Origin of the sequence: Paenibacillus radicis (ex Gao et al. 2016) (assembly GCF_014641555.1) — a bacterium.
Lineage (GTDB): Bacteria > Bacillota > Bacilli > Paenibacillales > Paenibacillaceae > Pristimantibacillus > Pristimantibacillus radicis.
In genome coordinates this window covers 660,247-685,637 of sequence record NZ_BMHY01000001.1, presented here as the reverse complement: position 1 = coordinate 685,637, position 25,391 = coordinate 660,247, and the positions used below count along the sequence as shown (strand labels likewise).

At 50.2% G+C, this 25,391-nt stretch carries 26 protein-coding genes and 1 other RNA gene; 11 read left to right on the top strand and 16 right to left on the bottom strand.

Annotated features, from left to right (window positions below; translation table 11 throughout):
• Positions 1-160 precede the first annotated feature (160 nt).
• Positions 161-601, top strand: coding sequence for a MerR family transcriptional regulator (locus IEX98_RS02915; protein ID WP_188887424.1), 441 nt, complete (start codon positions 161-163; stop codon positions 599-601).
• A gap of 56 nt (positions 602-657) precedes the next feature.
• Positions 658-1,341 carry a zinc metallopeptidase gene (locus tag IEX98_RS02910; RefSeq protein WP_188887423.1) on the top strand — a complete coding sequence of 228 codons (684 nt, stop codon included), beginning with the start codon at positions 658-660 and terminating at the stop codon, positions 1,339-1,341.
• A gap of 53 nt (positions 1,342-1,394) precedes the next feature.
• On the opposite strand, the gene IEX98_RS02905 is transcribed toward IEX98_RS02910, so the two are convergent.
• Positions 1,395-2,300 (bottom strand): LysR family transcriptional regulator, encoded by a 906-nt coding sequence (locus IEX98_RS02905; RefSeq protein ID WP_188887422.1) that lies wholly within the window; start codon positions 2,298-2,300, stop codon positions 1,395-1,397.
• A 40-nt stretch (positions 2,301-2,340) separates the two neighbouring features.
• Complete coding sequence (locus IEX98_RS02900) at positions 2,341-2,979, bottom strand: rhomboid family intramembrane serine protease (RefSeq protein ID WP_188887421.1); 639 nt, start codon at positions 2,977-2,979, stop codon at positions 2,341-2,343.
• A 97-nt stretch (positions 2,980-3,076) separates the two neighbouring features.
• Between IEX98_RS02900 and tpx the strand changes: the two genes are divergently transcribed.
• Complete coding sequence (gene tpx / locus IEX98_RS02895) at positions 3,077-3,595, top strand: thiol peroxidase (protein ID WP_188887420.1); 519 nt, start codon at positions 3,077-3,079, stop codon at positions 3,593-3,595.
• A gap of 91 nt (positions 3,596-3,686) precedes the next feature.
• Here tpx and IEX98_RS02890 read toward each other — a convergent pair whose 3' ends face one another.
• The 3 genes from IEX98_RS02890 to IEX98_RS02880 form a co-directional block, all read right to left on the bottom strand.
• A complete protein-coding gene (locus tag IEX98_RS02890; protein ID WP_188887419.1) occupies positions 3,687-4,085 on the bottom strand; it encodes a DUF1499 domain-containing protein in 399 nt (132 codons plus the stop codon).
• A gap of 61 nt (positions 4,086-4,146) precedes the next feature.
• Positions 4,147-4,329: non-coding RNA, 6S RNA (gene ssrS / locus IEX98_RS02885), on the bottom strand.
• A 48-nt stretch (positions 4,330-4,377) separates the two neighbouring features.
• On the bottom strand, positions 4,378-5,160 hold the full coding sequence (locus tag IEX98_RS02880) for a YesL family protein (protein WP_188887418.1): 783 nt from the start codon (positions 5,158-5,160) through the stop codon (positions 4,378-4,380).
• A gap of 140 nt (positions 5,161-5,300) precedes the next feature.
• Between IEX98_RS02880 and IEX98_RS29050 the strand changes: the two genes are divergently transcribed.
• Positions 5,301-5,399: a YjcZ family sporulation protein gene (locus IEX98_RS29050; protein WP_229691944.1), complete on the top strand. Its 99-nt coding sequence runs from the start codon at positions 5,301-5,303 to the stop codon at positions 5,397-5,399.
• A 105-nt stretch (positions 5,400-5,504) separates the two neighbouring features.
• Here the strand turns inward: IEX98_RS29050 and IEX98_RS02875 are convergent, their stop codons facing one another.
• Positions 5,505-7,136, bottom strand: coding sequence for a DEAD/DEAH box helicase (locus IEX98_RS02875; RefSeq protein WP_188887417.1), 1,632 nt, complete (start codon positions 7,134-7,136; stop codon positions 5,505-5,507).
• A 238-nt stretch (positions 7,137-7,374) separates the two neighbouring features.
• Here IEX98_RS02875 and IEX98_RS02870 point away from each other — a divergent pair, with 238 nt between their 5' ends.
• The 3 genes from IEX98_RS02870 to IEX98_RS02860 all read left to right on the top strand — a co-directional run bounded on the left by IEX98_RS02870 (position 7,375) and on the right by IEX98_RS02860 (position 9,931).
• Entirely contained in the window at positions 7,375-8,172 is a 798-nt protein-coding gene (locus IEX98_RS02870; protein WP_188887947.1) for a YitT family protein, read from the top strand.
• 161 nt (positions 8,173-8,333) lie between these two features.
• Entirely contained in the window at positions 8,334-8,522 is a 189-nt protein-coding gene (locus tag IEX98_RS02865) for a hypothetical protein (RefSeq protein WP_188887946.1), read from the top strand.
• Between the two features lie 221 nt (positions 8,523-8,743).
• Positions 8,744-9,931 (top strand): putative glycoside hydrolase, encoded by a 1,188-nt coding sequence (locus IEX98_RS02860; protein WP_188887416.1) that lies wholly within the window; start codon positions 8,744-8,746, stop codon positions 9,929-9,931.
• Positions 9,932-9,985: 54 nt separating this feature from the next.
• Here the strand turns inward: IEX98_RS02860 and IEX98_RS02855 are convergent, their stop codons facing one another.
• From IEX98_RS02855 to IEX98_RS02830, 6 genes are all read right to left on the bottom strand, one after another.
• The gene (locus IEX98_RS02855; protein ID WP_188887415.1) at positions 9,986-11,089 is read right to left on the bottom strand and encodes a sensor histidine kinase; all 1,104 of its coding nucleotides are present in this window, start codon (positions 11,087-11,089) and stop codon (positions 9,986-9,988) included.
• Complete coding sequence (locus IEX98_RS02850) at positions 11,086-11,763, bottom strand: response regulator transcription factor (RefSeq protein ID WP_188887414.1); 678 nt, start codon at positions 11,761-11,763, stop codon at positions 11,086-11,088. The genes IEX98_RS02855 and IEX98_RS02850 overlap by 4 nt, the downstream gene beginning before the upstream one ends.
• A 26-nt stretch (positions 11,764-11,789) precedes the next feature.
• A complete protein-coding gene (locus tag IEX98_RS02845; RefSeq protein WP_188887413.1) occupies positions 11,790-13,556 on the bottom strand; it encodes an ABC transporter ATP-binding protein in 1,767 nt (588 codons plus the stop codon).
• 151 nt (positions 13,557-13,707) lie between these two features.
• On the bottom strand, positions 13,708-14,676 hold the full coding sequence (pfkA, locus tag IEX98_RS02840; RefSeq protein WP_188887412.1) for a 6-phosphofructokinase: 969 nt from the start codon (positions 14,674-14,676) through the stop codon (positions 13,708-13,710).
• Between the two features lie 32 nt (positions 14,677-14,708).
• On the bottom strand, positions 14,709-15,791 hold the full coding sequence (locus IEX98_RS02835) for a tetraprenyl-beta-curcumene synthase family protein (protein ID WP_188887411.1): 1,083 nt from the start codon (positions 15,789-15,791) through the stop codon (positions 14,709-14,711).
• A gap of 19 nt (positions 15,792-15,810) precedes the next feature.
• Complete coding sequence (locus IEX98_RS02830) at positions 15,811-16,131, bottom strand: hypothetical protein (RefSeq protein ID WP_188887410.1); 321 nt, start codon at positions 16,129-16,131, stop codon at positions 15,811-15,813.
• A 117-nt stretch (positions 16,132-16,248) separates the two neighbouring features.
• Between IEX98_RS02830 and IEX98_RS02825 the strand changes: the two genes are divergently transcribed.
• Positions 16,249-17,454, top strand: a complete 1,206-nt coding sequence (locus IEX98_RS02825) for an MFS transporter (protein ID WP_188887409.1) — start codon at positions 16,249-16,251, stop codon at positions 17,452-17,454.
• Between the two features lie 672 nt (positions 17,455-18,126).
• On the opposite strand, the gene IEX98_RS02820 is transcribed toward IEX98_RS02825, so the two are convergent.
• Entirely contained in the window at positions 18,127-18,834 is a 708-nt protein-coding gene (locus IEX98_RS02820; RefSeq protein ID WP_188887408.1) for a class I SAM-dependent methyltransferase, read from the bottom strand.
• A gap of 204 nt (positions 18,835-19,038) precedes the next feature.
• Between IEX98_RS02820 and IEX98_RS02815 the strand changes: the two genes are divergently transcribed.
• The 3 genes from IEX98_RS02815 to pepF all read left to right on the top strand — a co-directional run bounded on the left by IEX98_RS02815 (position 19,039) and on the right by pepF (position 21,561).
• Positions 19,039-19,272 carry a hypothetical protein gene (locus tag IEX98_RS02815; RefSeq protein ID WP_188887407.1) on the top strand — a complete coding sequence of 78 codons (234 nt, stop codon included), beginning with the start codon at positions 19,039-19,041 and terminating at the stop codon, positions 19,270-19,272.
• A 120-nt stretch (positions 19,273-19,392) separates the two neighbouring features.
• The gene (locus IEX98_RS02810; protein WP_188887406.1) at positions 19,393-19,575 is read left to right on the top strand and encodes a hypothetical protein; all 183 of its coding nucleotides are present in this window, start codon (positions 19,393-19,395) and stop codon (positions 19,573-19,575) included.
• A gap of 195 nt (positions 19,576-19,770) precedes the next feature.
• Positions 19,771-21,561 carry an oligoendopeptidase F gene (gene pepF, locus IEX98_RS02805; protein ID WP_188887945.1) on the top strand — a complete coding sequence of 597 codons (1,791 nt, stop codon included), beginning with the start codon at positions 19,771-19,773 and terminating at the stop codon, positions 21,559-21,561.
• A 711-nt stretch (positions 21,562-22,272) separates the two neighbouring features.
• Here the strand turns inward: pepF and IEX98_RS02800 are convergent.
• From IEX98_RS02800 to IEX98_RS02790, 3 genes are all read right to left on the bottom strand, one after another.
• Entirely contained in the window at positions 22,273-23,130 is an 858-nt protein-coding gene (locus tag IEX98_RS02800) for a DUF92 domain-containing protein (RefSeq protein ID WP_188887405.1), read from the bottom strand.
• Between the two features lie 115 nt (positions 23,131-23,245).
• On the bottom strand, positions 23,246-23,998 hold the full coding sequence (locus IEX98_RS02795; protein ID WP_188887404.1) for a glycerophosphodiester phosphodiesterase: 753 nt from the start codon (positions 23,996-23,998) through the stop codon (positions 23,246-23,248).
• 27 nt (positions 23,999-24,025) lie between these two features.
• Positions 24,026-25,387, bottom strand: coding sequence for a CapA family protein (locus IEX98_RS02790; protein ID WP_188887403.1), 1,362 nt, complete (start codon positions 25,385-25,387; stop codon positions 24,026-24,028).
• Positions 25,388-25,391 lie beyond the last annotated feature (4 nt).

Genomic DNA, 25,391 nt, shown 5'->3' with positions numbered 1-25,391 from the left:
CTGTATGGTTGCTTTACGATTATCATTAGAGCATAGGCAGAACGCCCCAACGTCACTCTAAGCAGCGAAGCTTACCGCTTCGAAATATAAGTGCTTGTATATAAAAGGAACTTATACATACTTATATTAAAAGAAATGAAAAAGGAAGGAAGGTGGTATCATGGAGGATACGAAGCTTTACCGTATAGGAGAGCTGGCTAAACTGGCGAACATTAGCGCTCGTACAATTGATTTCTATACGTCCATGGGCCTAATCGAACCGTCCGAAAGATCAGCAAAAAACTATCGCCTATATAATGATGAAACTTTGCTTCGTCTCGAACGTATTGAAAAAATGAAGAAAGAAAAATACACGCTTGATGAAATCAAAGCCAGCTTAGAGGCTTGGGGCAACGTAACCGCTGAGGAGCAGGTATCTCAGAAGCTGATGGATTTGCAGCAGCATTTGAGCCAGCTGGAGCGGGAAGTGAAGGAGCTTGAGCCTGTGCTCAAGCAAATGAAGCCCAGACAGGCAAACAAGCTGTACACGCGCCTGATGCCGCAGACGGCTGCATGCATCGAAGCGCTGATGCTTCTGATTAATAAAGGGAACTTTATGTAGAGGAAGCGAAGTTGTATTAAAAACCAGATATTATGAAACGGAGGGTGACTTACACCATGTTATTTTTTCATCCCATGGACTTTCTCATTCTAATCGCCTTTGCGGTCTCCATATGGGCTCAGTTCCGCGTTAAGGGTACATTCAACAAATGGGCCCAGGTTCCCGCTATGAGCGGCCTAACGGGCTATCAGGCCGCCAGAAGGATGCTCGACAACAATGGCCTGCATGACATTCCGATCGAACCGGTACGCGGCCGCTTAACCGACCACTATGATCCTATCAACCGGGTTGTCCGTCTGTCGGAGCCAGTCTACTATGAGAACTCGATCTCTGCATTGTCTGTTGCCTGTCACGAGGTTGGACATGCAATCCAGCACAAAGAACATTATCCGATGCTCGTGCTTCGTCACCGCATCTTCCCTATCGTCAATATTGCTTCCGGTGCAGCGCCGTTCCTGCTGATCGCCGGCTTCTTGTTAAGCCTTACGGGCTTGATCGGCCTCGGCATCATCTTCTTCTCCGTAGCCGTAGCCTTTCAACTCATCACGCTGCCAGTTGAGTTCAACGCCAGCAGCCGGGCTCGTGACCTGATGGTCTCCGAAGGCTTCATTGCCAACGAGGAAGAGCGCGGAGTCGCTAAAGTATTGAACGCAGCAGCTTTAACTTATGTAGCAGCCGCATTAATCTCGCTGCTTGAGCTGATCAAGTACGTTATGATTTTCACTTCCCGAGACGAATAATTTGGAAACAAAGCAATAAAAAAAGGTATCCCGCTATTAACGGGATACCTTTTTTATTGCTGCTTTTTCAGCAGATCATGAAAATAGCGTATCAAGAAGCCATGGAAAACCTTTGCAACAAGCGGAAGCTTCTCTCCGGAACGATGGATAATGCCAATATTGCGTGTAACGAGCGGATGGCGGATGCGGACTTTGGCCGGTTCCAGCAGCCCCGTATGATGAAGTGCCATCTCCGGCAGCAGACTGACGCCCATGCCGGCTGCTACAAGCCCCCGGATCGTTTCGGTCTCTTCGCCTTCAAAACCGATTTTAGGCACGAATCCTGCCTCCTGGCACGCCTCCCATACAATCGGACGGAGAGAGTAGCCTTCACTGAACAAAACGAAGGTATCCTCCTTTAATTGACTAAGCTCAATCGATTCTTCCTTCGCAAATCGATGATTAGGAGGAAGAATGGCATAAAGCTCCTCCGTCAGCAGCACCTCGCCGCAAACATGCTCATGCTCATCCGGAAAGGGAGATATGAAAGCAAGATCGATCTCGCCTTTCACCATATCGCGAATGAGGGACGGATACATCCCTTGCTTGAACCTGAACTTTACATTCGGGTGAAGCTTACGAAACGCCGCAACAACCTGCGGAATGAGCGAGACGCCAAGGCTGTGGGGAAACCCCAGCCGAATCTCCCCCTTTTCCGGGTCAAGAAATTCGTGGATTTCAACAACCGCCCTCTCCAAATCGGTCAGAATGACTTCCGCCCGCTTTAGAAAGAGCTGGCCCACCGGTGTCAGCTGCAAATTCCGGCCTTTTTGAAGGAACAGCTTGACGCCAAGCTCCTCCTCTAGCTGGTGAATTTGCCGGCTGACCGCCGACTGTGCCACATGCAGCTCCTCAGCAGCTTGGGTCACATGTTCTTTTTTCGCTACTTTGACAAAGTAGTAAAGCTGACGAAGTTCCATATCTTCTCCTTATCTTTCGCTCTTCCATTTTCTAGCTTTGTTATCGAATCCTCTTTCTTCGCACCATCGCCCGGTCGAAGCTGCTGTACAGCAAGAAGCCGGCCAATCCGCCTCCCACATGTCCCCATAAGCTGATCTGCGGTGTAATGACCGAATAGATCAACCCGAAGATTAGAATGGAATATACCGTCTTCCTGGAGCCCTCATCGAGCCAAGGCTTGCGAAACAGCGCAATATACAGAAACGCTCCGTAAACGCCGTAGATGGCGCCTGAGGCGCCTACGGCATGAACACCAGGCTCTCCTAGAATTAACGCCAGCAAGGCACTAAACGCGTTCGCCAGTATGCCGCAAAGCAGATAGAAAACGCCATACCTTACTTTACGCAACAGATGCTCCAAAGGTGGCGCAAATACGAGAAGAGAAAACATATTAAACAGCAAATGCATAAGCCCTGCATGCATGAACATGGAGGTTACGTACCGCCAAGGCTGATCTAAACTAAAGGGATCGTCGGCATCTGTGTAAAAGGAACCAAATTCATACACATGATATCCATCCGTCGTACTTCCGCTCAATGCGACGATAATAAAATACGCGATGTTCAGGGCAATGATACCGGACGTTACCGGATACATCCGCAAATATACTCGAAAACTTTCATACCGTATAAAGATCATGTTGTCAGATCACCTCTCAATTATTGGACAATGCAGATTCATTACGATTATAATAAATTTGGTATCGACCATTCAAAAATGAGGAGGATGTTGTTTTATGTCACAAACTCGTACTGGCGCTGCCACATTCAAGGGCAACCCAATTACATTAATCGGCCCGGCACTGAAAGCGGGAGACAAGGCTCCGGATTTCGTACTGAACAAATCATTGGTTGAAGAGGTTTCCTTGAAGGACTTCGCGGGCAAAGTGAAACTCGTAAGCGTAGTACCATCCATCGACACCGGTGTATGCGACGCTCAGACTCGTCGTTTCAACGAAGAGGCAGCTAGCCTCGGCGACAATGTAGTCATTCTTACAGTTAGTGTTGACCTTCCATTCGCGCAATCCCGCTGGTGCGGCGCAGCAGGTGTTGATAAAGTAACTCTGCTGTCCGATTACAAGCACCGCAGCTTCGGCGAAGCTTATGGCGTTTATATCCAAGAGCTTGGCCTGGATCAGCGCTCCATCTTCGTTATCGAGGCTAACGATACGATCGCTTACGTAGAGTATCTCGGCGAAATGACCGAGCACCCTAATTACGAAGAAGCGATCAACGCTGTAAAAGCGCTCGTTTAAACGATTCGGACAAGCCGTACATATAGCCCAAAACGGCTATACGCACAAACAAAGCGAGTGAAGGGAACCCTTCCTCGCTTTTTTAATCTATTTATTTGCTGCCGCCACTAACTTTGAAAGCAGCCAGCTTCTTGTCCAGCACACGGAAAATATCAAGAATGACGCGATAGTTGGAGCCCAAGTCGCCCATTGAGCCGCGTGACGCAGAATATACGTCTACAGCGGAATTGACTGGATTGACACTAATTACGGATACTGTAATATCCATCGTTCTGCCGAATGCCGTTTTTTTCTCAACGACGATCTCTCCGACCGACTGAACCTCATGCAAAACCTTGTAGCCTTGCATCTTCTTCAACGTTGATACAACTTCTTCCCAAGCCTTATCCTTGGAAAGTTTGTAGAAATGCGACTTCAGCAGCGGATCTTTAGCTTTGTCGCCGGTCTGCTCATGACTCCGCAGCAACCCGATTAAGGTCCGCTTCAACAACAACAATCTCCCCTTCCAGCATCTATGTAGCACCCTATATATAAACGCCTGAATAAGCAGAAAAAAACCCGCCTATGCCGTCCGACTTACATGTTTCTGAACCCGCTCTCGCAGGTGGGTCTCCGCAGAAACGGTTTTGATTTCCCCTTTTGAGGGCATATCAGCTGCGCTTCAATCTAGGAATCCCGTAAAACAGCCATTGGTTCAAAACAATGAAAAGCCGAAACGAACATCGCAGGATGTACTACTTATTATAGTCGTTACGGCCCTAATTGTAAACTTTCTGAGCATGCTATTTATTGGTGGGGTTTTGCCCCTCGTCTGCAAGCTCTACAAACTCGTCTTCTTCCTCTTGCAATTGCTTCGCTTTCTCAGCTTGTTCCTGAAGCTTTTGATAGATCAAGTGAAAGTTCCAGAACGATAGATAAGCGATTATGCTGCCCATGAAGAACGGAATCAGGAAAGTAAAGCGCGTACTCATGTAAAAAACGACGCCTGCCATAATAGCCGTGGAGAACGACCGAATCGGTTTGCCGATCGTAATCAAAACGGCATTTTTAAGCAATTGAAACGTTTTCATATGATAATGGGCGAGCATTGAGAAAAAGTTGAACAGCGATACTACGAGAAGCAGCAGCAGCGCAATAAATATATAAGACATCAAATTCAATTGCTTCTGATACACGATAAAATCGACGATCATGATGCCGAACAGCAGCGTGTACGCAATGCCGCCAATCATACTTTGGAAATAGTTTTCTTTGTAGCTGCGGAAATACGTTTTGAAAAGCGGTACATCCGTCTCGCCCATCACCCATTTCCTTGCGACAGAGAACATGGCAGCGGTTGCGGGAAACAACGTAAACGGAGCTACGATCCCCATAAATACCAAAGCCGTATACAACTGGTTCATGATCGCTTGATCGTCTGCATTAGCCGGCCCCATCATTAATCCGCCCCATGCAAAAAAAACGAAAGGAATCGAGCAAATAATCCACAAGACATTAATTACAGCCAATCGCATAATCCACTCGGAAATTTTGTAAAACCCGCCCATCAAGCCTCTTGGTTCCATTTAATCTGCCTCCACGATTGTAGAATGACTTTCTAACGCCCATTTTTTCGAACTGTAGGCCATTGTCTAAACGGCTATGACCCACCGGCATACGATATAGAGTAATCACCCATACATCGTTCATTAAAGGAGGTTGCTATATGAGCAACGTTGGTTACGGCGGTCTTTGGACTTCGACGGGAGTCATTCTTGTACTCTTCATTCTTCTGGTCATCATCACAAGATCGGTACTGTTCTAACAGCCGACTGCCATAGTTCCTCATTCTAACAAAGAAAAAACCAGGGAAGTCGGGATGCCCGCAAGGCATAACGGACTTCCCTGGTTTATTGGAGCAAGGCCTGTCTCAGTTATTTACATAGTCTTCGGAAGAGCTTTTTGGACGACGGGATTCGCCGCTGCGTCCTTCACTGCTGCTGCGACCTTCGCTGCTGCGGTTCCGGTTGCCGTTGTCACGGTTGCCGTAGCCGCCGCTGCCGCCTGTATTGCTGCTGTTGCCGCGATAGCCGCCACCGCCGCCAGAACGACGATCGTCGCGTCCGCGGTAGCCGCCGCCATTGCTGCTGCGATTGCCACTGCCGCTGCCGCCGTTGTTGAACGAGCTGCCGCCAGAATAACGGCGTCCGTTCGAACGAATGTCCGGCTTGCGTTTTTTCGCGCGAAGCGGTTCTTCAGGTGTCAGCTCAACGTTGATATCCTTTTTCTCGCCTGTCAGCAGCTTAATTGCCGCCGCAAGCAGATGAACGGAATCGTATTGATCAAGCAGTTGAATCGCGATGCCTTTATATTCCGAGCTTTCCTCGTTGCTTACCGTCTCAAGGATACGTTCAGCCGTAACGCGTTGTTTGCCTTCAATCGCTTCTGCAAGGCTTGGAAGCGGTTTGCGGCTAATGCGCTGGCGCGTTACTTTCTCGATAAAGTGCAGGTGATCGGTTTCGCGAGGCGTTACGAACGACCATGCTGTACCTTCTTTGCCTGCGCGGCCAGTACGGCCGATCCGGTGAACGTAGCTCTCTGGATCTTGCGGCAAATCGAAGTTAATAACATGCGTTACGCCCGATACGTCGAGACCGCGCGCTGCAACGTCCGTTGCTACGAGAACATCGATGCTGCCGTCACGGAATTTGCGCATCACGTTGTCGCGCTGGTTCTGCGACAAGTCGCCGTGCAAGCCGTCAGCGGAATATCCGCGTTTTTGCAAGCCTTCGCTCAGCTCATCTACCCGGCGCTTCGTACGTCCGAAGATGATCGCAAGCTCAGGGGATTCCATATCGAGCAAACGGCTAAGTGCTTCGAATTTCTGGCGCTCATGCACTTCGATGTACGCTTGGTCGATCAATGGAGCCGTTACTTGTTTCGGGATGACCGATACATGTTCCGGATTTTTCAGGAACTGCTGAGCCAGCTTTTGAATGTTCGGAGGCATAGTAGCCGAGAACAGCATCGTTTGGCGATCGTCCGGTACAAGCTTCAGGATCGATTGAATATCTTCCATGAAGCCCATGTCCAGCATTTCGTCCGCTTCATCAAGCACGACTGTTCTTACATCTTCAAGACGAATCGTTTTGCGGTTGATATGATCCAGCAAACGTCCTGGCGTTCCGATAATGATTTGCGGTTTCTTTTTCAATGCGCGGATTTGGCGGCCGATTTCTTGACCTCCATAAATTGGCAAAGAACGAAGACCTTTGTATCGAGTCAGCTTCCCGATTTCCTCAGCTACTTGGATAGCGAGCTCACGGGTCGGCGTCATAATTAATGCGACGATTCGCTCTTCGCTAGTTGGAATTTTGTTAATCAACGGAATTCCGAATGCAGCTGTTTTACCTGTACCGGTCTGTGCTTGACCGATCATATCGCTACCTGTCATTGCGATTGGAATGGACTTGTCTTGGATTGGAGTGGATTCCTCAAACCCAAGCTCTGTAATTGCCTGCAACACTTTCGGTTCCAGGCCAAATTCAGCAAATGTTTTCAAACTTTCTCATACTCCTTTTTATCTGCAGCCTACTTAAAAATATCTGAATCATTATAGCATAAATATCGATACGAATACCAGTTAACTGAAAAAAGCCATACTAACCGAGTATCTGGTTCATCTTTATCAAGCGGTATTTAAGCTTATTTTCGGCTTGGAATCTGCCGCATAAGCCATTTCCAAGGAGAAGGACACTGTGAAAAAAAATGTTCGAACTAATATTTTCGCTGCCGCCGCGATGGTTGTCGGGTCGCTGCTCATCGCTTCAGGTTTTAATTTATTCCTTATCCCCCATCAGCTTCTAAGCGGCGGATTATCCGGCGTCGCCATGATGATCGGTTATATAACAGGAGGCAATATCGGCTGGCTTTATTTGCTGCTCAACATCCCCGTACTCGTATGGGGGTGGTTCATCGTTGGCCGCAGATTTATAATATGGAGTCTTATTACCGTTATTATTTCCACGTTGTTCATGCAGATTATCCCTACTGAGGCTGTCGCCGACGACGTTGTGCTGGGCGCCGTGTTCGGCGGCATCATCGTGGGCTTCGGCACCGGCATGACGCTTCGGTACGGCGGCTCTTCCGGGGGCTTTGACATTATCGCCTCCATCGTCACGCGAAGACGTGATTTGCCTATCGGCATGATCATCTTCACGCTTAATGGGATCGTAATTGCCGCTCTCGTTGTCTTCACCAAAGATTGGAATTCCGCCCTGTACTCGCTGCTCGCCATCTATACCGCAGGAAAACTAGTCGATATTATCCATGTCCGCCACATCAAGGTGACGGCGTTCATCGTTACGAATAAAACCGAAGAGCTGATTCGCAGGCTCCTCGCGCATCCCAGAGGGATTACGATCATTAAGACACGCGGCGCTTATTCCGATATCGAACGGGATATGCTGATGACCGTCAGGACACGCTATGAGTTAGAGGAGTTGCGGAAGACGATTGTCTCAATTGACCCGAAGGCTTTCGTTAACATCGTGGAAACCGTAGGCGTAGTCGGAGATTTCTCCAAACCGAAGGAATAGCGGTCATTAGAGCGGAGCGCATATGGACAGATATGGAATCATATACATATCCCTATGTTTTTATATGCGATGCTGTTATAATGTGGTTATCCCGTTCGTTTAAGTTTCTTGCCATATGATTTGCCCTTAAACTACCATGAAAGGGTGATGCTCAGGTGGATATGGAAACCGTCACATTGTCGCAGATTGTGGAAAAACTTGCGCCCGAGCTCAGCTCCTTCCTGACAAAGCGCGAATTGGCAATCAACATCGTGCTGAGGGACGGACTTGCTGTTCTGGAGCCGGCGGATGCGATGGAGATCGTGCAGCACAGCATTTGCGAGCATCAAAGAGAAGCTTGGCTTCAATGACAGTACGGGTAATCGCGATTTTGCATAAAAGTGAGCCTGCTGATTAATATCAGCAGGCTTTTTTATTCACTGCCTTCCTAACTAACCGCGGCACAACAGGACATCGACGAATTAGAAACAATTGGTGAGCTTAAAAATGGAGCCGTTTTAAAAAAATAAGTGTCATGAGGACCGTTTCTGCTTTATAATCTGGGAAGAATAGCTAGCGGGGAGAGAGTTTAATGGACATCTTCTTTTCTACAATGATGTTAATGTATAGTCTGATGACAGGTACCGGGGAAGAAAATGCCGCCGCGAACCATGTTGCAGCTTCCATGCTCAACGCCGCAGCCGGACAGACTATCGTCGAGACCGCCTTTGCCGGGAACATAACGCCAGTTCTGCCGTCAGACGACAAAAAACAGGATCCTCAGCCGGATGCGCCGGTGGTCAAGGGCATCTACGTCACCGCTCACAGCGCAGGGGGCGCCAGAATGGAGTCTCTGCTCAAGCTGGTTGACGACACGGACTTAAACAGTATGGTTATCGATATCAAAGACGACAACGGGTACATAACTTATCCTACACAAACGCCAGAGCTGCTGGAAAAGGGAACGCCTCAAAAATATATTAAGGACATCGGCGTCTTAATGACTTCGCTAAAGCAGCATCATATTTATCCCATCGCCCGGATCGTAGTGTTCAAGGATACAGCGCTGGCACGCAAGCAGCCGGAGCTGAGCTTCCTCCATAGCGACGGCACGATATGGAAAAACGGGCGCGGTGAAAGCTTCGTCAATCCGTACCGCGAGGAAGTATGGAAATATAATGTCGATATTGCCAAAGAAGCGGCAAGGCTGGGCTTCAAGGAAATCCAGTTCGATTATGTCCGGTTCCCGGAGGGTTTCGAGAAAAGAGCCGAGTCTCTCCAATTCGACAAGTCGGATGACAGCCGCGTAAACGTCGTCGCCGGATTCGTCAAATATGCGCGCGAGCAGCTCGAGCCGCTTGGTGTACGTGTATCGGTCGATATATTCGGCTATGCGGCATCCGTTCCCGCTGCTGAAGGTATCGGTCAGGACTTTGTAAAAATCTCGAATGACGTTCACGTCATCTCGCCAATGATTTATCCAAGCCATTACAGCACCGGCTGGTTCAAACAAAAGGACCCTGACAAAAGCCCTTATGCGACAATTAAAGGTGCAATGGTTGATACGCATAAAAAATTGGATCCAATCGGCAAGTCCAAGCCGATTATCCGGCCTTGGATTCAAGATTTCACCGCAAGCTGGCTAGGCAAAGGCCATTATGTGAAATACGGGAAAGCGGAAGTTGAAGCGCAAATTAAAGCGCTGGAGGACTCCGGAGTAACCGAGTATTTGCTCTGGAATGCCGGCAATAAATATACAGCTGGCGTTGATTACAAATAAAACAAAGAAACCGCCGGCTGCGTATATGCGCCGGTGGTTTCTTTGTTTGTTCCCTTATATGCCCCCCTGCGCCTTCACCGGAGGGAGCGTTACTGTAAACCTTGTTCCGCTGCCGACTGCGCTCTCCACCTGGATGCCGCCGCCGTGCAGATCGACGATTTTTTTCACAAGCGACAACCCCAGCCCGCTCCCTCCCGCCTTATAGTTCCGCGACTTATCGGCCTTATAGAAACGCTGGAAGATCAGCTCCAAATTATCGGATTCGATACCGATGCCCGTGTCACGAATCTCGAATAGGGCTACTTCGCCCTGTGACTGACGGAGCCGGATGTCGATGGTTCCGCCTTCCGGCGTAAACTTAATGCTGTTGCTAATTAAATTGATCCAAACCTGGCTGAGCAAATCCTCGTCCGCCGTAACGAACGTTTCGTCCAGATCGACATTCATTTCAATCGATTTCTGCAGCCATTGCGGCTCGCATGCCAGAATCAGCGCGCCTAATTGCCGATCCAACCGATAACGCTTTGGTTCGAAAGGATGCTTATCCGACTCCAGCGACGTCAGCTTTAACAAATTATCGCTCAGCTTCGACAATCGGTCGCTTTCGCTCTCGATGATACGCAAATAATCATTCCGCGTCTCCTGCGTCAGTCCCCCGCTCTGCAGGGCGCGGGCAAACCCGCCGATTGAGGTGAGCGGCGATTGAATTTCATGCGAGACATCGGAAATAAATCCTTGCCGCATTTGTTCCATCTCGTCAAGCTCGACGGCCATATGATTAATTTCCCGCATAATATTTTGAAACGGTCCTCGATCCTGAGTGCCGATCTCGAGTCTCACCTTGAAATCGCCTTTGGCAATCCTCCGCATAGCTTCCGTCAGCGACTGGCTAATCTCCACATGCCGGGATCGTACGAAAATCGCGATAATTTGGGTCAAGCCAAACAATAAAATGAGACCCAGCAGCAAATTGATCATTTGTGCCACATATTGAGACGGGCGCCAATTGGTCCATTCATATATAAAGTGGCTGCCGAAATAGACGAGGGTCCAGCTGCCCACGATCGCGCTAAACATCGTCAGCACGGCCATAACCGCTTTTAAAACCTGCCACCAGCGTTTGTCCCTTAATTTGTCCCTCAGCTGCCTAAAGCTCATTCCGTCGCCTCCAGCCGGTAGCCTAACCCCCGTATGGTGACGATCCGAAAGCCATGCTCGGTTTCCTGAAACCGCTCACGCAGTCTGTTGATATGGACATCCAGCGTCCGTTCATTTCCTTCGAAGTCATAGCCCCATATCGATTCGATTAACTGGCCTCGCGAGAAGGATTGCCCGGCGTAGCTCGCGAGCTTGAACAATAACTCAAATTCCTTCATTGGCAGCGTGAACGACTCTCCGTTCACAGTCACCATATGAGAAGCGCGATTCAACGTCAGCGCACCCGCTTGGACCGACTGCGACGAAGCAATCCGGTAACGTTTAAGCAGCGCCTTAACGCGAGCGATGAGTTCCAGCGGCTCGAAAGGCTTCACCAAATAATCGTCCGCTCCCAGTTCAAAGCCCTTCAGCTTCTGGGCCGTCTCCCCCTTGGCCGTCAGCATCAGTCTAGGCATATCGCTATAATGGCTGCTGAGCTGTCTGCACAGCTCCCAGCCGTCCATCTCGGGCATCATCACGTCGATAATGATCAGATCCGCATTGACCGACTCCAGCAGCTCCAGCGCTTCTACTCCGTTAGCGGCTTCCGATACGTCGAAGCCCTCCGCTTGCAAAAAATGCGACACTAACTGACGAATATGATCGTCGTCGTCCACAACCGCGATTCTGACCATCGCTCCCCACTCTCCCTTTCCTCCAGTTATACCTGTTCCAGAATACGCAGCTGTTGATTCGCGAATTCTCTGTACAGCTCATGGGAGCGCAGCAGGTCCTCATGTGTGCCTCTTCCTGTAATGGTTCCCTTTTCTACAAACAGGATCTGGTCGGCATCGACGACCGTTGACAGACGGTGGGCGATAACAAGCGTCGTGCGTCCATCCATTAAATTGTCCAGCGCCTGCTGAACGACAACCTCGGACTTGCTGTCCAAGCTGGAGGTCGCTTCGTCGAGCATTAGAATGCTAGGATCACGCAGCAACGCCCGGGCAATCGCAATCCGCTGGCGCTGTCCGCCTGACAGCTTAATCCCCCGTTCGCCAACCTCGGTCTCGTACTTATCCGGCAGCTCTTCAATAAAGATATCAGCATAAGCCATCCGCGCTGCATAAGTAATTTCGGCATCTGAGATTTCCCGGTTCGCCCCATAAGTGAGATTATCCCGTATTGTACCGGCGATTAACGGGCTCTCCTGCGATACATAGCCGATATGGCTCCTCCAGGAATCAAGCGACAGGTCATAAATGCTTTTGCCGCCAATCTTAATGGAGCCCGACTGCGGCTCGTAGAACCGCTCCAGCAGCGAGAACATCGTCGTCTTGCCGCCGCCGCTTGGGCCAACGATTGCAGTCACCTTGCCCGGCTGCAGCGTAAAATTAATATCTTTCAATACCGCATCATTATCCCCGTAAGCAAACGACACCTTCTCGATCGCAATCGGCTGCCGGGCGTTCACAAGCGGATCTCCGCTATGAGTAGGCTCTTCTGCAGAATCCAGCGTCTCGATGATTCGCTCTGTTGCACCTACCGCTTTGTTCATCTGCGTTACGAAGGAAGAGATTTGATTGATCGGCATTACAATTTGAATCAAATAGAGAATGAATGCTACGAGATCGCCGGCAGTCAATTCCCCTGACGATACCCGCATACCGCCGTAGCCAATGATTAGAACGAGCATCCCCATCATAACTAATCCGATAAGCGGCGAAATAAAGGCCATCAGCTTGCCTTCCCGAATACCCATTTGAAGCAGCTTCATAATGGAGCCTTTTCCTCTCTCATACTCCAGCGGCTCCGCATTGGACGCTTTAACGAGCCGGATTTCCGACAGCGCCTGGTTCAAATTAGAGGTAAAGGTTGCCGTCTCATCCTGAAGTGATTTGGAAAGCTTCATGATCATGCGGCCGATTGGCAGCATGACTGCTAGTACCAGCGGTACAGCTAACAGCATGATCAGCGTCATTTTCCAATCCAGCAGCACCATAATGACGATCGCACCGATAATGGAAATAATGCCATTGAAAAATCCGGTCATATGCTCCGTTATAAGTCCTTTGACAATCGCTGTATCATTCGTAACGCGGCTGATCGTATCGCCTGTGCGATGCTTGTCATAATAAGGAATCGCTAATGCCAGCAGCTTCTTCCAAAGCCGGTCCCGCAGCTTCGCGACTACCGTCTGTCCTATCCGGCTTAGCAAATAAATAGAAACACCAGCAGCGGCCGCCTGGCCCAGAAACGCTACAGCTAGAATAACAATCTGACCTGAGCTTATGCTCGTTAACGTGAAGCTGTCGACCACATTTTTCGTAAAAAGAGGGACAACCAGTCCTACCAAAGTGGACACGATGCTAAGTCCAAGTGCAACGCCCAGCATCCATTTCGAAGGCTTCGTCTCCCATATCATTCGAAGAAATGGTTTCCAGCTTCCCATCTTTCCCTTCTTATCTGCTTTCATTTCAGATTTCATAAGTTTCTTCACTCCTTATCTCTGTCTCTGAAAGAAGAGTACCTCTCTATTATAAACTGGATTTAAACAAAACCTTAATTCGACAAAAAATGAAAGCAAAAAAGACGCCGGAGCATGCCGCTCCGGCGTTCAATCTGTGCATTTATCGTTATTATTGGGAGAGACGAAGCGCCAGTTCATACATTTCCATGTTGAAAGGCTTTTTCGAATTAACAACCGTATCGATGTCCGTCGTAATCAGCTCGCCGCGTACGATGCCGCAAGCTTTGCCGGAATCACCCGCCATCAATTGATGAACGGCGAAATCGCCCAGCCGGCTTGCAAGAATACGGTCTGCCGCTGTCGGCGCGCCGCCGCGCTGGATATGACCAAGTACAGTAACACGCGGCTCCAAGCCGCAGCCGTCAAGAATCTCGCTCGCAACGGTCTCGCCTTTGCCAGCGCCTTCTGCAACGACAACGATGCTGTGGCGTTTGCCTTTGTCAAAGTTTGCTTTCATTCTCTCCGACACTTCTTTCGAATCGTAAGGAACTTCAGGAACGATAATCGTCTCCGCACCGCTTGCAAGACCTGCGTACAGAGCGATATCGCCGCAATGGCGTCCCATAACCTCTACGACCGATGAGCGCTCATGCGAAGACATCGTATCACGGATCTTGTTAATCGCATCTACTACGATACTTACAGCCGTATCGAAGCCGATTGTGAAATCTGTAAATGGAATGTCATTATCGATCGTGCCCGGCAAACCCATCGTCTTAATGCCAAGCTTGCTGAGCTTGTTCGCACCTTGATAGGAGCCGTCGCCGCCGATAACGACCAGACCATCGATTCCGCGGTTGCGAAGCACTTCTGCACCACGTTGTTGACCTTCTGCCGTCGTAAACTCCTTGCAGCGGGCAGTTTGCAAAATCGTGCCGCCGCGTTGAATGATGTCGCCTACACTGCGGAGATCCATTGGACGCAGGTCGTCGTTGATGAGGCCTTGGTAGCCGCGTTGAACACCGTAAACTTCAATTCCGTGGAAAAGAGCGCTCCGCACAACCGCACGGACTGCGGCGTTCATTCCTTGGGAATCGCCACCGCTCGTTAATACTGCAATCGATTTTACTGCTGACATGATACATTCCTCCAAAACGATAATAATTATATCTAAGCTTGTTGTTTTCGAATCCAAATGCTGTTGATCAAAAAAAACAAGCGGGTAAGCGGGCTGTTCTTCATCAGCTTGCGGGTTACGCGCATCACATCGGACTGCGATTTTACTTTAGGGTCCGACAAATATAGCGCCAGCAAGCCTTCGATGATGAGACGATGAAATCTCGGGGCCGGAAGCTGCTGCACGTCCTCACGAGCCTTGCTTGCGATCCACCCGATGCGATCGACCAGCAAGCTGCTGCTCTCGTAGTAATTGCAGAAATTCAAGTCGCCTCCGGCCTTGTCCTCCTCTTGATCGATCAAATAATCGAGCAAAATATGAAGACTGCAAACATGCGGGAAATAGATACGCTTGATAGAATTCGCGTCGGCTGCGGAAAGTCCGTCTCCGCTCGCCGCCAGGAACAGCATGAACATACCTAACGTCGAGCCCGTTGCAGCGGCAAATTCATTCCACCGCAAATGCGGATAACGGCTTTCATGTTCATGCCACCAAGCCATTAATTCCGTTTCCCTCAGCTCTTTGCGAATATGCTTGTACACCTGCAAGTCGCCGTAAAGACCGACTAGTTCGCTCACGACACGCTGCACACTTCCGTAGGAAGGCAGCTTCGCAACGTTCCGCTGACAGACAAGGACAAGATGCCGCAAGTAGCCGCCGTCGTCTTTCTCCCGGCGCATAGCGTAGTAATCCTTCGGTTCGGCCTCAGGATCCACAGCATCCAGCATCGATTGGTGCAGCAGGCGAAAATCATCCGGATCGAGCGATGTACTGCGATCGCATAGATTGTCCAGATAATCGCTGATCGTCTGCAGTGCCACGATAAGCGGGATCAGGATGTGACGCTGCTCCAGATTGGCGCAGGCGTACACCGCTCCGCCTTGGCAATGAAACTTTTTGTTCGATAAGCTGTCGAGTGCCTGCGTACGAAGCTCTCCATCGGGTATTCGTTCCGCCATGGCCCGCAGCTTGCTCAGCTCGGACTCGACCTCAGGCAGTATGTACTTATAGACGCGATACATCAGCTTCAAAGGGCTTTGAGGCACCTGGCTGCCTGATAGTGTCGTAATAAGCATGATGTGCCCTCCTCGTTGATCATGACGGAGACAAAGGCGTCTCCAGTTCCTGACTGACCCGGTACCAGATCTGCAGATCATTGATCCGGCTGGCCAATTCGGCGATTTCCGAATTGATTCGGCAGGACTCCGGAAAGCTGTCCTCTTCGAACAATTCGTTTTGCTTGACGCGGATGACCCTCTCCAGCTCCATAATCCGATCTGGAATCGTTCCGCGTATAAGCTCCCATCGCTCAACCATATCAGCCTGTTCGGCGCCATCATATAGCTCCCAATCCTGTTCCATTACAGGGAGCGAGATGCGCAGCCGTTCATTCCACTGAAACCGATACTTCCCCACTGTAAAACCTCCAAACATAAATGTACCATTTCACCAAACAATAATCCAGCAGTTCATGCTATACTAAATAAAATCATAACACGGAATTACGAGACAGATATGGAGTGAAAGGTACCAATGGACCAAGCAGAATCTAGCGATACGAGCAATTTAAATTCCAAGCGAAGCTCCTCTGCAAGAAGGGAAACGACTGCGCTCCGCGGCTTCAGCTTTGCCGCTTATTCAACGCAAGCGCTGCTGGTCTCCTATATCCCTTTATATTTTATGGATCGGGGTTTCTCCGAGCATCAAATTGGTATTATTTACGCAACAGGGCCGTTTATCTCGATATTCGCCAACGTGCTGCTGGGCTGGGCCAGCGACAAATTTCAAACGATTAAAAAGCTGCTCACCTTGCTCTTGTTCGGACAGCTTGCCATGCTTGCTCTGCTGTTCCCGGTCGAGCATTTCGCTGTCATTTGCCTGGTCATGACGGCCTTTTATTTTTTTCAGACGCCGATCAACCCGCTTAGCGACAGTCTGGTCTTGCTCTCGAGCCAATATACGGGAACGCCTTATGCATTGATTCGGATTTTCGGCTCGCTTGGCTTCGCCTCTTCTGCATACGCCTTTGGACTGCTGCTGAAAGCGGTCGGCTCCGAATGGACGCTGCCGATCGGTCTGGCTACCATTACGATTACGATCATATTATCGTTTTTTATTCGAGACTATCGCACTAGCTCGCGAAAAATCGAGTTTTCCGGCTTCTTCCAATTAATGCGCAAGCCGCAGGTCGTCATCTTCTTCTTCGTCCTGCTCCTGGTATCCATCTCGCATCGGATGTATGAAGGTTTTCTCGCCATTACGCTTCGCCAGCTTGGAGCTAGCGATTCGCTCATTGGACTTGCTTGGCTGATGTCGGCTGTCAGTGAAATACCGATTCTGTTCCTGCTCGGCAAATACGGACACCGTTTCAAGGAGCTTCCGCTGCTTGCCATCGCCAGCATCATGTACGCCGTCCGAATGTGGATGCTTGGCGAGCTGGACGATCCGCGCTGGGTTATCGCTACCCAATTAATGCACAGCATTACATTCGGCATCTACTTCTCCACCGCGCTGCGATACATATCCCAGCTCATTCCCGACGAGTTCCGCTCTTCGGGGCAAGCGGTGTACGCCGTCGTCTGGACCGGGTTGGCCGGGTTTATTAGCGGTACGGCGGGCGGTTACATTTTCGAACAATTCGGACGCAGCTCTTTCTTTCACACTGCCTCCGCGCTTGCCATCTTGGCCGCAATCGGGTTTCTGGCACAGTACTATTACACGCGGAACTCGACTGTTTAGCGCTGTGAAGAAATAGAATGAATAAGCCACTGATCGCTGCCTTTATAAGGCAGGGGTCAGTGGCTTTTGTTTTGTTTGGGCTGGGCTGCAGGGGAATCGGCGGCCATCATACAACGCTGCACGCCGTACTGGTTGACTTTTTGTAAATAAAACTGATACGAGCCTTGAAGCAACTGGAGTTGTTAGTACACTTTCTTCATTCACGACATTTGGCACCTAAACGGCTCCTTCCGAGCTCATCTGCTGATCACAGATTTACATCCGTATGGAACAAAATGCAAATGTACATTTTAATTCTGCTTTTCACATCTAAAAAGCGGCTCAACATGCAAAAGTGCATGTCGAATGGACCCAAATGGCCCAAATCCGGCTAATTCGGCTAAACAAAATGCACTTTTGCATTTTGAAGCGGAAAAATGACCAGTTTCAACCGAACAACATGTACTTTTACATTTTGATCCATGACTGAGGTCATTAGACTATTGGATGGTACCTTGCTTATTAGTGATTGACCAGTGAACAGTGAACGCGCAACTGCTTGAGATGACTTCACAAACTGGGGCGCGGATAATAGCCTTGGACACTTGGGACTGAAAGAATCCTCCACGATACTATATTATACAGCAAAGAGCTTCCAACTTTCGGAAGCTCTTTGTGTGATAAGACTATTCTCTACCCCGTTATCGTAATGCGCAAGTACTCAGTAGAGCCCGGCATGAACGGCAGTTGGGAAGGCAGCCGGTCTGCCTTGCCGCCAGCACCTTCGATGGCTGCCATTAACTCGTTCAATGCGTCAAACCGATCCCACTTGAGCGACAACAACGGATAGATCCGCACCTGACCGCCCGGTCTGCACACTCGCATTAACTCCAATATCGATTGTTTATGAAATTCAAAGCCGAATTGCTCGGCATATAGAAATAGAAAATGACTGCAAGTAACGAGCGAGAATGATCCGCTAGCGAATGGCAATTCCGGCAACGCTCCAGCGAAATAGCAGCTTTTACCCTCTTCGGTCCTCAAATGACTGGCGAACAGCTCAAGCGAAGCCTCTCTTCCCGCACGATGGCGTTCAAGACTTCCATAGTAGCTCCAATCGAACGACGACTCCAGTTTGGCAAGTTTGGCTGTAGAAACACTGATCTCTTCCAAAGCTTCTGCGATCCATTGCTCTGTGCTTGGCTGCTGGTATCGCGGATCAACTGCAAATGCTTCGATCCCTCTTCTCCGAGCCTCTGCCGTAAAAGATGAACCTCCCGATGCCACATCCAGCACTTTGCCTGCTTGAAGGTCGTCTTCCTTCAGATCAAACATACGGACATACTCGTCATACCCGCGGCAAGTCATCGCCACGCCAATTTGCTCATAATGCTGCTTCATTAACGAACACTCTCCTCATCTCAGCTCTACTCTTCTCCACTCATCTTTTCCTGGCAAGGCTCTCCTTGCCGGAAATTTCACTGCATTTTAGCAGATTATACCTATAATACTACCGATGCTTATTGATTTCCACCCTCCTTTTTGGCTATGATGAGAACAATCCGTTTTTGCAAGCAAGAGATGGATAGAAAGGTGGACATACAGATGTTCAAAAAGCACGAAATATACAAAATCGATAAATACAATATGCTGACGGTCGAGGTTCAAGGCAAGACGCTGATCGTACGGGAAATTTCCGATCAATGGGGCGAGGAATGCCATACCTTCGTAAGCCGTCCGGAAATGCTCCACTGGGCAGAAAATCGCTTCAAGCTGGCTAGCTATGAAGGCCGCGAAGAAGAGCGCGATGCGATTATTGCCGCTTTTAAATCGGTATAGGCAGTCCAAGTTACGCTGAAGCCCTCTCTAAACGCTAAAGCGGGAGGAAATAATAGGGTTTGCGGCGAACATAACGATACAACGGTACGCATACGACAATACAGGAGGTATACGCCGCCGATGGATTTTACAGCTACCATCATTTTTGTCATCGCATCTTTCGTGTTGGGCGCCGTTGTCTTTGCGAAGCGCGAATCGATCGCACCTCAGTTTAGACGCAGTCTGGCGCTTATATCGATCGCATTTATCGCATTTTCATTCTTTCTAGTCGTCTATAGCTTATTTACGATGGGACAGGAGTAATAGGGAGCGTGCCGGACATACTAGGACAAACTGTGTTCTAGAGGTGACCGCATGATGAAATGGCTTCCCGTCCTGTTGGCGTTAAGCTTGACACCGGGTTCCGCAGCGGCAGAACTTGCCGCTCAGCCCAAAACGAATGCTGCAAATGAAGGGCATGAATACCGATCTACGATAACCGTTCCGAGGAGGAGTTCGATGAATCACGTACCGAAACGTTCCGAAACCGCAGTGGAAAACCGTTGGAAGCTGGAGGATTTGTTTAAAAATCAAGCCGCATGGGACAAAGAGTATGCCGATGCTAAAAGCTTGATCAAAAAAGCCGGCGCTTTTGAAGGCAAGCTTGCCGATGCTAAGCAGCTTAAAGCCTGCTTTGAGCTTGAAGATCAACTGTCCCTTCATGTGGAACGGCTTTATGTATATGCCAATATGAAGCATCATGAAGACACGGCGGAGCCCGTCTATCAGGCGCTCTCCGACAAATCCAAAAAAATTAGCGTGGAGACAGGCGAGGCACTTTCTTTTGTAACACCGGAAGTGTTGTCGTTGTCCGACGAGCAGCTCGATGCATTCATCGCTGATCCGGAGCTTGCGCTATACCGTCATACGCTGGAAGAAATGCGCCGTCAGAAAGCGCATGTACTATCCAAAAGCGAGGAAGCGTTAATGGCTCAGGTCGGCAACGTGAGTTCGGCTCCTGGGACGATTTTCAGCATTCTTAACAATGCGGACTTGAAGTTTCCGAAGGTGAAAAACGAAAACGGCGAGGAAATTGAGCTGACGCAAGGCCGTTACATTCAATTTTTGGAAAGTAAAAACCGCGAGGTACGCCAAAACGCGTTCACAACGATGTACGATACATACGGCAAGCTTAAAAATACGCTCGCAACGACGCTGAACGCCAACATTACGAAAAATATTTTTTATGCTCGTGCGCGCAAATACCCGTCGGCTCTGGATATGTCGCTGTATGGTGACAACATCCCGCAAACGGTTTATACGAATTTGATCGATACGATTCATAAGCACTTGCCACTGATGCACCGGTATATGAATCTTCGCAAAAAACTGCTCGGCGTCGACGAACTCCATATGTATGACCTGTTCGCCCCGCTCGTGGACGAATTCGATATGGACATTACGTTCGATGAGGCGAAAGCGACTGTCAAAGAAAGCTTGAAGCCGCTTGGCGAAGATTATTTGGCTGTTCTGCAAGATGGCTTCGACAACGGCTGGATCGACGTGTATGAAAACGAAGGCAAACGCAGCGGCGCTTACAGCTGGGGAGCTTTCGGCACGCACCCTTACGTTCTGCTGAACCACAAGGACAACTTAAACAGCATGTTTACGTTGACGCATGAGATGGGGCACGCCCTCCACTCGCACTACTCCGATACGAATCAGAATTACCGCGATGCACAGTATACGATTTTCTTGGCAGAGGTTGCTTCTACACTGAACGAAGCGCTGCTTATGGATTATCTGCTGAACAAGTCGACCGATCCGAAAGAGAAAATGTACCTGTTGACCTACTATGCCGATCAATTCCGGACGACGGTATTCCGTCAAACGATGTTCGGCGAGTTTGAAAAAATCGTGCATGAGCGGACGGAGCAAGGCGAATCGCTTACGCCGCAAGAGCTCAGCAAAATCTACTACGATCTGAACGTGCTGTATTACGGCAAAGATATGGTCGTAGACAAAGATATCGAGATGGAATGGGCGCGTATTCCGCATTTCTACACCAGCTTCTATGTGTACAAATACGCGACTGGCTTCTCTGCAGCAACAAGCTTCTCCAAACAAATTTTGGAAGAAGGCGCTCCAGCAGTCGATCGTTACCTCGGCTTCCTGAAAAGCGGCGGCAGCGATTTCTCGATCAACATTCTCAAGAAGGCCGGCGTAGATATGTCTTCGCCTGAGCCAATCGAGCAAGCGATGAGCGTGTTCGAAAACTTGATTACGCAAATGGAGCAATTGACGAAATAATGTATGGTTGACAAGCGTCGGCGCAGGAAATTCTGCGCCGACGCTTTTTTGGTGGGAGGTGGAAATGTACGGTTGGGGCTGCTTCAGGTGTGGCATTGGAAGCTACCGTGTATGACGGTATATAGTTGGTTGCTAAACGTGGATGCAGCGGCAAACGTTAGCTGGACAAAATATGACTTGCCAAACTTGCTCGAATATCAGCTAACTTTCCGTCCGTCGGGCAATTGTGGGTGGGTTAAGACCCTACGAGGGTCTTAACCTATGAGATAACGGCATTATTTGGCTCGTTAAGACCCTCGCAGGGTCTTATACAGCGAAATCAGCCCATTTTCCGGGGCTCTCCCTTGCCATCGTGGATGGTTAAGGCCCTACGAGGGCCTTAAACTATGAGATAAGGGCATAATCTGGCTTGTTAAGACCCTTGCAGGGTCTTATACAGCGAAATCAACCCATTTTCCGGGGCTCTTCCTTGCTATTCTGGATGGTTAAGGCCCTACGAGGGCCTTAACTTATGAGTAAACGGCATACTCTGGCTTGTTAAGACCCTCGCAGGGTCTTATACAGCGAAATCCGCCGACTTTCCAGGGCTTTTATAAGCCTTTATGGATGGAAAAACCCTGCTGGGGATCATCGCGATCGCAATAACAGGTGACAACGACGCAATAAGGCCCTGCCAGGATCTTGACTGATCCTGGCAGGGCCTTATGAGCTTTAGAGCAGCAGCGTGCCCAGCGCCCAACCGATTACACCGGCGAGCAGCGACGACAGAAGGTTCACCCTGTCGTTGTTCAGCCATGCGAAGCCGCGCACTCGCTCGGCAGCGGCGCCGCAATGGACGCCGCGCTCGGTACCGCTGCCGCATACCCGGCAGCGGTACATGGCCTGGCCGGTCGCGCCCAGCAGCGAATCCGCGAAGCAGCCGGCCAGGCCGGCGGCAGCGGCGGCTGCGACTAGCGCCGCCGCGCCGCCCCAAGCGCCCGCAGCAGCGCCAACGTGCTGCTGGAGCGCAAGCAGCGCTGCCGCGACGCCGCCGATGAGGGCGGCGCCTGCGAACGCTGCTGCGGAGCCGAGCAGCGTTACCGCGCCGCTCGTGCCCGCTGGCACTACCTTGCCGCTCATGATTGAGCGCGGCGCGGACTTGCTCAGGGCGCCGATCTCGGTCGCCCATGTATCCGCATTAACGGCGGCCATCACGCCGATATAGGCGTAAAGCCAGCCTGGCGACGGCAGCCATGCGTCTGCTGCGCAGAGCAGCAAGCCTACGCCTCCATTTGCCCACACCTGGCCTGCATCGCGGCGGCCTGTCTTCTCATAATTGGCTTCCGCCTTCGCTTTGGCGCGATGCCGCTTTTTCCACTTCGACCAGAGCGTCGAAGTGACGAAGAAAGCGATCAGGCAGCCGAACCATACCGGCTCGCCCAACGTAACGAAGCCCGTCCCCATCGCAACTGCCGACCAGGCGCCCGAGCCCGACAATGAGCGGAATCGATAGGCTGCGATGGCGATTATGCCGCTGCCGATCAAACCCGCCAGCGCCCGAAGCCACCACTCGTCGATCCATCCAACCATCTTTCCCGCCCCTTTTGCTTCATTATCCGAATCGATAACTCGTCATACCTATAAGTGCTGCTTATAAGTGCATACTTAACGTTTGCTATTAATTTGCTCTTACTTTTGCGCCCCGCTAACGTTTCACATTAGCTTCAATCGTTAGCATCGCACTCCGCCAGCGATCCGGATGATTCGTGCAAATAATAATATTTGAATCCAGCACAGCGATCTTCCGAATGCTGCGCTCATCATTAATCGTCCATGCCATAATTTGTATGCCTGCAGCATGCAAACGGTTGATCCTGTCTTTCGTGAGCCGGCCATAATCAATCGATAAAAAATCCGATCCGATTTGCTTCAGCTCCTCCGGCAGTGAATCCCGCCATCCGTCCAAAATAAAGCCGGTGCGCAGGTCACCTTCTGACAGCTGGTGCATCCGGTGCAAAGAGCCAATATGGAAGGATGTGATAACGACGCTATCCTCCATCCGGTAATCCCTGACAAGCTTCAAAACCTGTTCTTCAATGTAAGGATAACGAATGCCGTCCGTTTTCAGCTCGATATTCAACCGGCATTTGCCCGACACGGCTTGCAGCACCGCTTCCAGCGTAGGTATGCGTTCGTTGCGGTATAACGGCGAGAACCAGCTTCCTGCATCCAGTTCCGCTAATTCCGCAGCCGTCTTATCTCGCACCTGCCCTTTCCCGTTCGTCGTCCGTCTAAGCTTATAGTCGTGAATGACGACGGGGATATGATCCTTGGACAACTGCACATCAATTTCAATCCATTCGATATCCGGTTCGCTCAGCGCCATCTGTATGGAGGCCATTGTATTCTCAGGCGCTCGGCCCGACCAGCCCCTGTGCGCTGCGCACGGGTTGTTCATGCTCCTCGATCACCCTTTCGGCACCGGTTACTCGGAGACGAGCGTACCGTCTTTGCGCAGCTTCACCTTGAATGAAATCGAAGTCAATCGGTCAATAAGCGTTTGCGCCTGCTTCTCTTCCATCGGCTTTGGCTGCGCCTGGTCTGCATACATCGGATGGAATTGCAGGTCGCAATCCCCTTTCGCCGTACACGTCGCGTCAAGCACGCCTGTTTCTCCGGAATTTCCTTTTGGATACACGCTAAAAATAAAATTGCCTAAGCTATACGCAATCCATTTGCCTTTATATTTTTCAAATCCTTGCAGTACATGAGGATGGCTGCCGATTACAAGATCCGCACCGGAGTCAATGTATTCGCGAGCGAAATCCCGCTGGTATTGTTGCGGCGTATCCTCACGTTCTTTACCCCAGTGGACCATCACGACCACCAGATCGGCCTGCTCCTTCGCTTTTGCAATTGCGGCCTTTGCCCTTGTTGTATCATAGGTTTCCGCAACGCCTGGTGTATTTTTATCCGCCTTCCAGGACGTCTTCGGTACGACACGGCTCAGCCCAATATATGCAATTTTGATGCCGCGTGATTCTTTAATAACGGGTGTAAACGCCTCAGTGTCATCTTTGCCTGCACCAATATGGGAGATACCCGCTTCGTCCAGATGGGACATCGTATCAAAAAGTCCCTTCACGCCTTGGTCAAGTGTGTGGTTGTTCGCCAGACTAACGACATCAAAGCCTGCATCCCGCAGCGCTGGAAGCGCGCGTGGTGAGCCCTTGAATACAAACGACTTATCGTCCGCAGGAGTGCCCCCCTCGGTAACCGGATACTCCAGATTGCCCGCAGTGATGTCCGGCTCACTCAAATAGAGCAGCGATTTAGCGTAAGGAAAGTCATCGCCGTATCGCTTCAATTGATCTTCTACCGAGGATGCCAGCAAAATGTCGCCAACGAAAGCCAATCTGACTTTTTCGCCGCTGCCGCTGCCGCTGCCACCATTACTGCCGTTTTCAGTCGATCCCGGCTCATTTTTAACGGGAGCTTCTCCTTCAGCTTCACCGTCTGCCGAGCCTTCATCCTGCGGTTTCCCTTCGGCAGTCTCCCCATCCTTACCGGATGCGGGTTTTTCCTCTTGTACGGAACCGCCATCTTCTTCGCCTTTGCCGCCTTTATCGACAACAGCTGCTCCGCCATCGGAAGATTTAATTTCCGTGCCTTTTCCGCCAAAGCTCAGCAAATCGCCGATAGAACCGGCATTTTTCACCGAAAGCCCGACGCCGACTAACACGATAATCGCTCCAAGGAGCATTAAATTAACCGCAAGCAGCCTCCGGCGCTTTTTCTTGCGTTTGCGCTTTTCATGCTGATGGGATTCGGAACGTGATATGTACATGGAA

Excerpts from the sequence above, each read along its gene's own strand:
- IEX98_RS02915 (WP_188887424.1), top strand. The coding sequence starts at position 161 with ATGGAGGATACGAAGCTTTACCGTATAGGAGAGCTGGCTAAACTGGCG.
- IEX98_RS02910 (WP_188887423.1), top strand. The coding sequence starts at position 658 with ATGTTATTTTTTCATCCCATGGACTTTCTCATTCTAATCGCCTTTGCG.
- IEX98_RS02905 (WP_188887422.1), bottom strand. The coding sequence starts at position 2,300 with ATGGAACTTCGTCAGCTTTACTACTTTGTCAAAGTAGCGAAAAAAGAA.
- IEX98_RS02900 (WP_188887421.1), bottom strand. The coding sequence starts at position 2,979 with ATGATCTTTATACGGTATGAAAGTTTTCGAGTATATTTGCGGATGTAT.
- tpx (WP_188887420.1), top strand. The coding sequence starts at position 3,077 with ATGTCACAAACTCGTACTGGCGCTGCCACATTCAAGGGCAACCCAATT.
- IEX98_RS02880 (WP_188887418.1), bottom strand. The coding sequence starts at position 5,160 with ATGGAACCAAGAGGCTTGATGGGCGGGTTTTACAAAATTTCCGAGTGG.
- IEX98_RS29050 (WP_229691944.1), top strand. The coding sequence starts at position 5,301 with ATGAGCAACGTTGGTTACGGCGGTCTTTGGACTTCGACGGGAGTCATT.
- IEX98_RS02870 (WP_188887947.1), top strand. The coding sequence starts at position 7,375 with ATGGTTGTCGGGTCGCTGCTCATCGCTTCAGGTTTTAATTTATTCCTT.
- IEX98_RS02865 (WP_188887946.1), top strand. The coding sequence starts at position 8,334 with ATGGAAACCGTCACATTGTCGCAGATTGTGGAAAAACTTGCGCCCGAG.
- IEX98_RS02860 (WP_188887416.1), top strand. The coding sequence starts at position 8,744 with ATGGACATCTTCTTTTCTACAATGATGTTAATGTATAGTCTGATGACA.
- IEX98_RS02855 (WP_188887415.1), bottom strand. The coding sequence starts at position 11,089 with ATGAGCTTTAGGCAGCTGAGGGACAAATTAAGGGACAAACGCTGGTGG.
- IEX98_RS02850 (WP_188887414.1), bottom strand. The coding sequence starts at position 11,763 with ATGGTCAGAATCGCGGTTGTGGACGACGACGATCATATTCGTCAGTTA.
- IEX98_RS02845 (WP_188887413.1), bottom strand. The coding sequence starts at position 13,556 with ATGAAATCTGAAATGAAAGCAGATAAGAAGGGAAAGATGGGAAGCTGG.
- pfkA (WP_188887412.1), bottom strand. The coding sequence starts at position 14,676 with ATGTCAGCAGTAAAATCGATTGCAGTATTAACGAGCGGTGGCGATTCC.
- IEX98_RS02835 (WP_188887411.1), bottom strand. The coding sequence starts at position 15,791 with ATGCTTATTACGACACTATCAGGCAGCCAGGTGCCTCAAAGCCCTTTG.
- IEX98_RS02825 (WP_188887409.1), top strand. The coding sequence starts at position 16,249 with ATGGACCAAGCAGAATCTAGCGATACGAGCAATTTAAATTCCAAGCGA.
- IEX98_RS02820 (WP_188887408.1), bottom strand. The coding sequence starts at position 18,834 with ATGAAGCAGCATTATGAGCAAATTGGCGTGGCGATGACTTGCCGCGGG.
- IEX98_RS02815 (WP_188887407.1), top strand. The coding sequence starts at position 19,039 with ATGTTCAAAAAGCACGAAATATACAAAATCGATAAATACAATATGCTG.
- IEX98_RS02810 (WP_188887406.1), top strand. The coding sequence starts at position 19,393 with ATGGATTTTACAGCTACCATCATTTTTGTCATCGCATCTTTCGTGTTG.
- pepF (WP_188887945.1), top strand. The coding sequence starts at position 19,771 with ATGAATCACGTACCGAAACGTTCCGAAACCGCAGTGGAAAACCGTTGG.
- IEX98_RS02800 (WP_188887405.1), bottom strand. The coding sequence starts at position 23,130 with ATGGTTGGATGGATCGACGAGTGGTGGCTTCGGGCGCTGGCGGGTTTG.
- IEX98_RS02795 (WP_188887404.1), bottom strand. The coding sequence starts at position 23,998 with ATGAACAACCCGTGCGCAGCGCACAGGGGCTGGTCGGGCCGAGCGCCT.
- IEX98_RS02790 (WP_188887403.1), bottom strand. The coding sequence starts at position 25,387 with ATGTACATATCACGTTCCGAATCCCATCAGCATGAAAAGCGCAAACGC.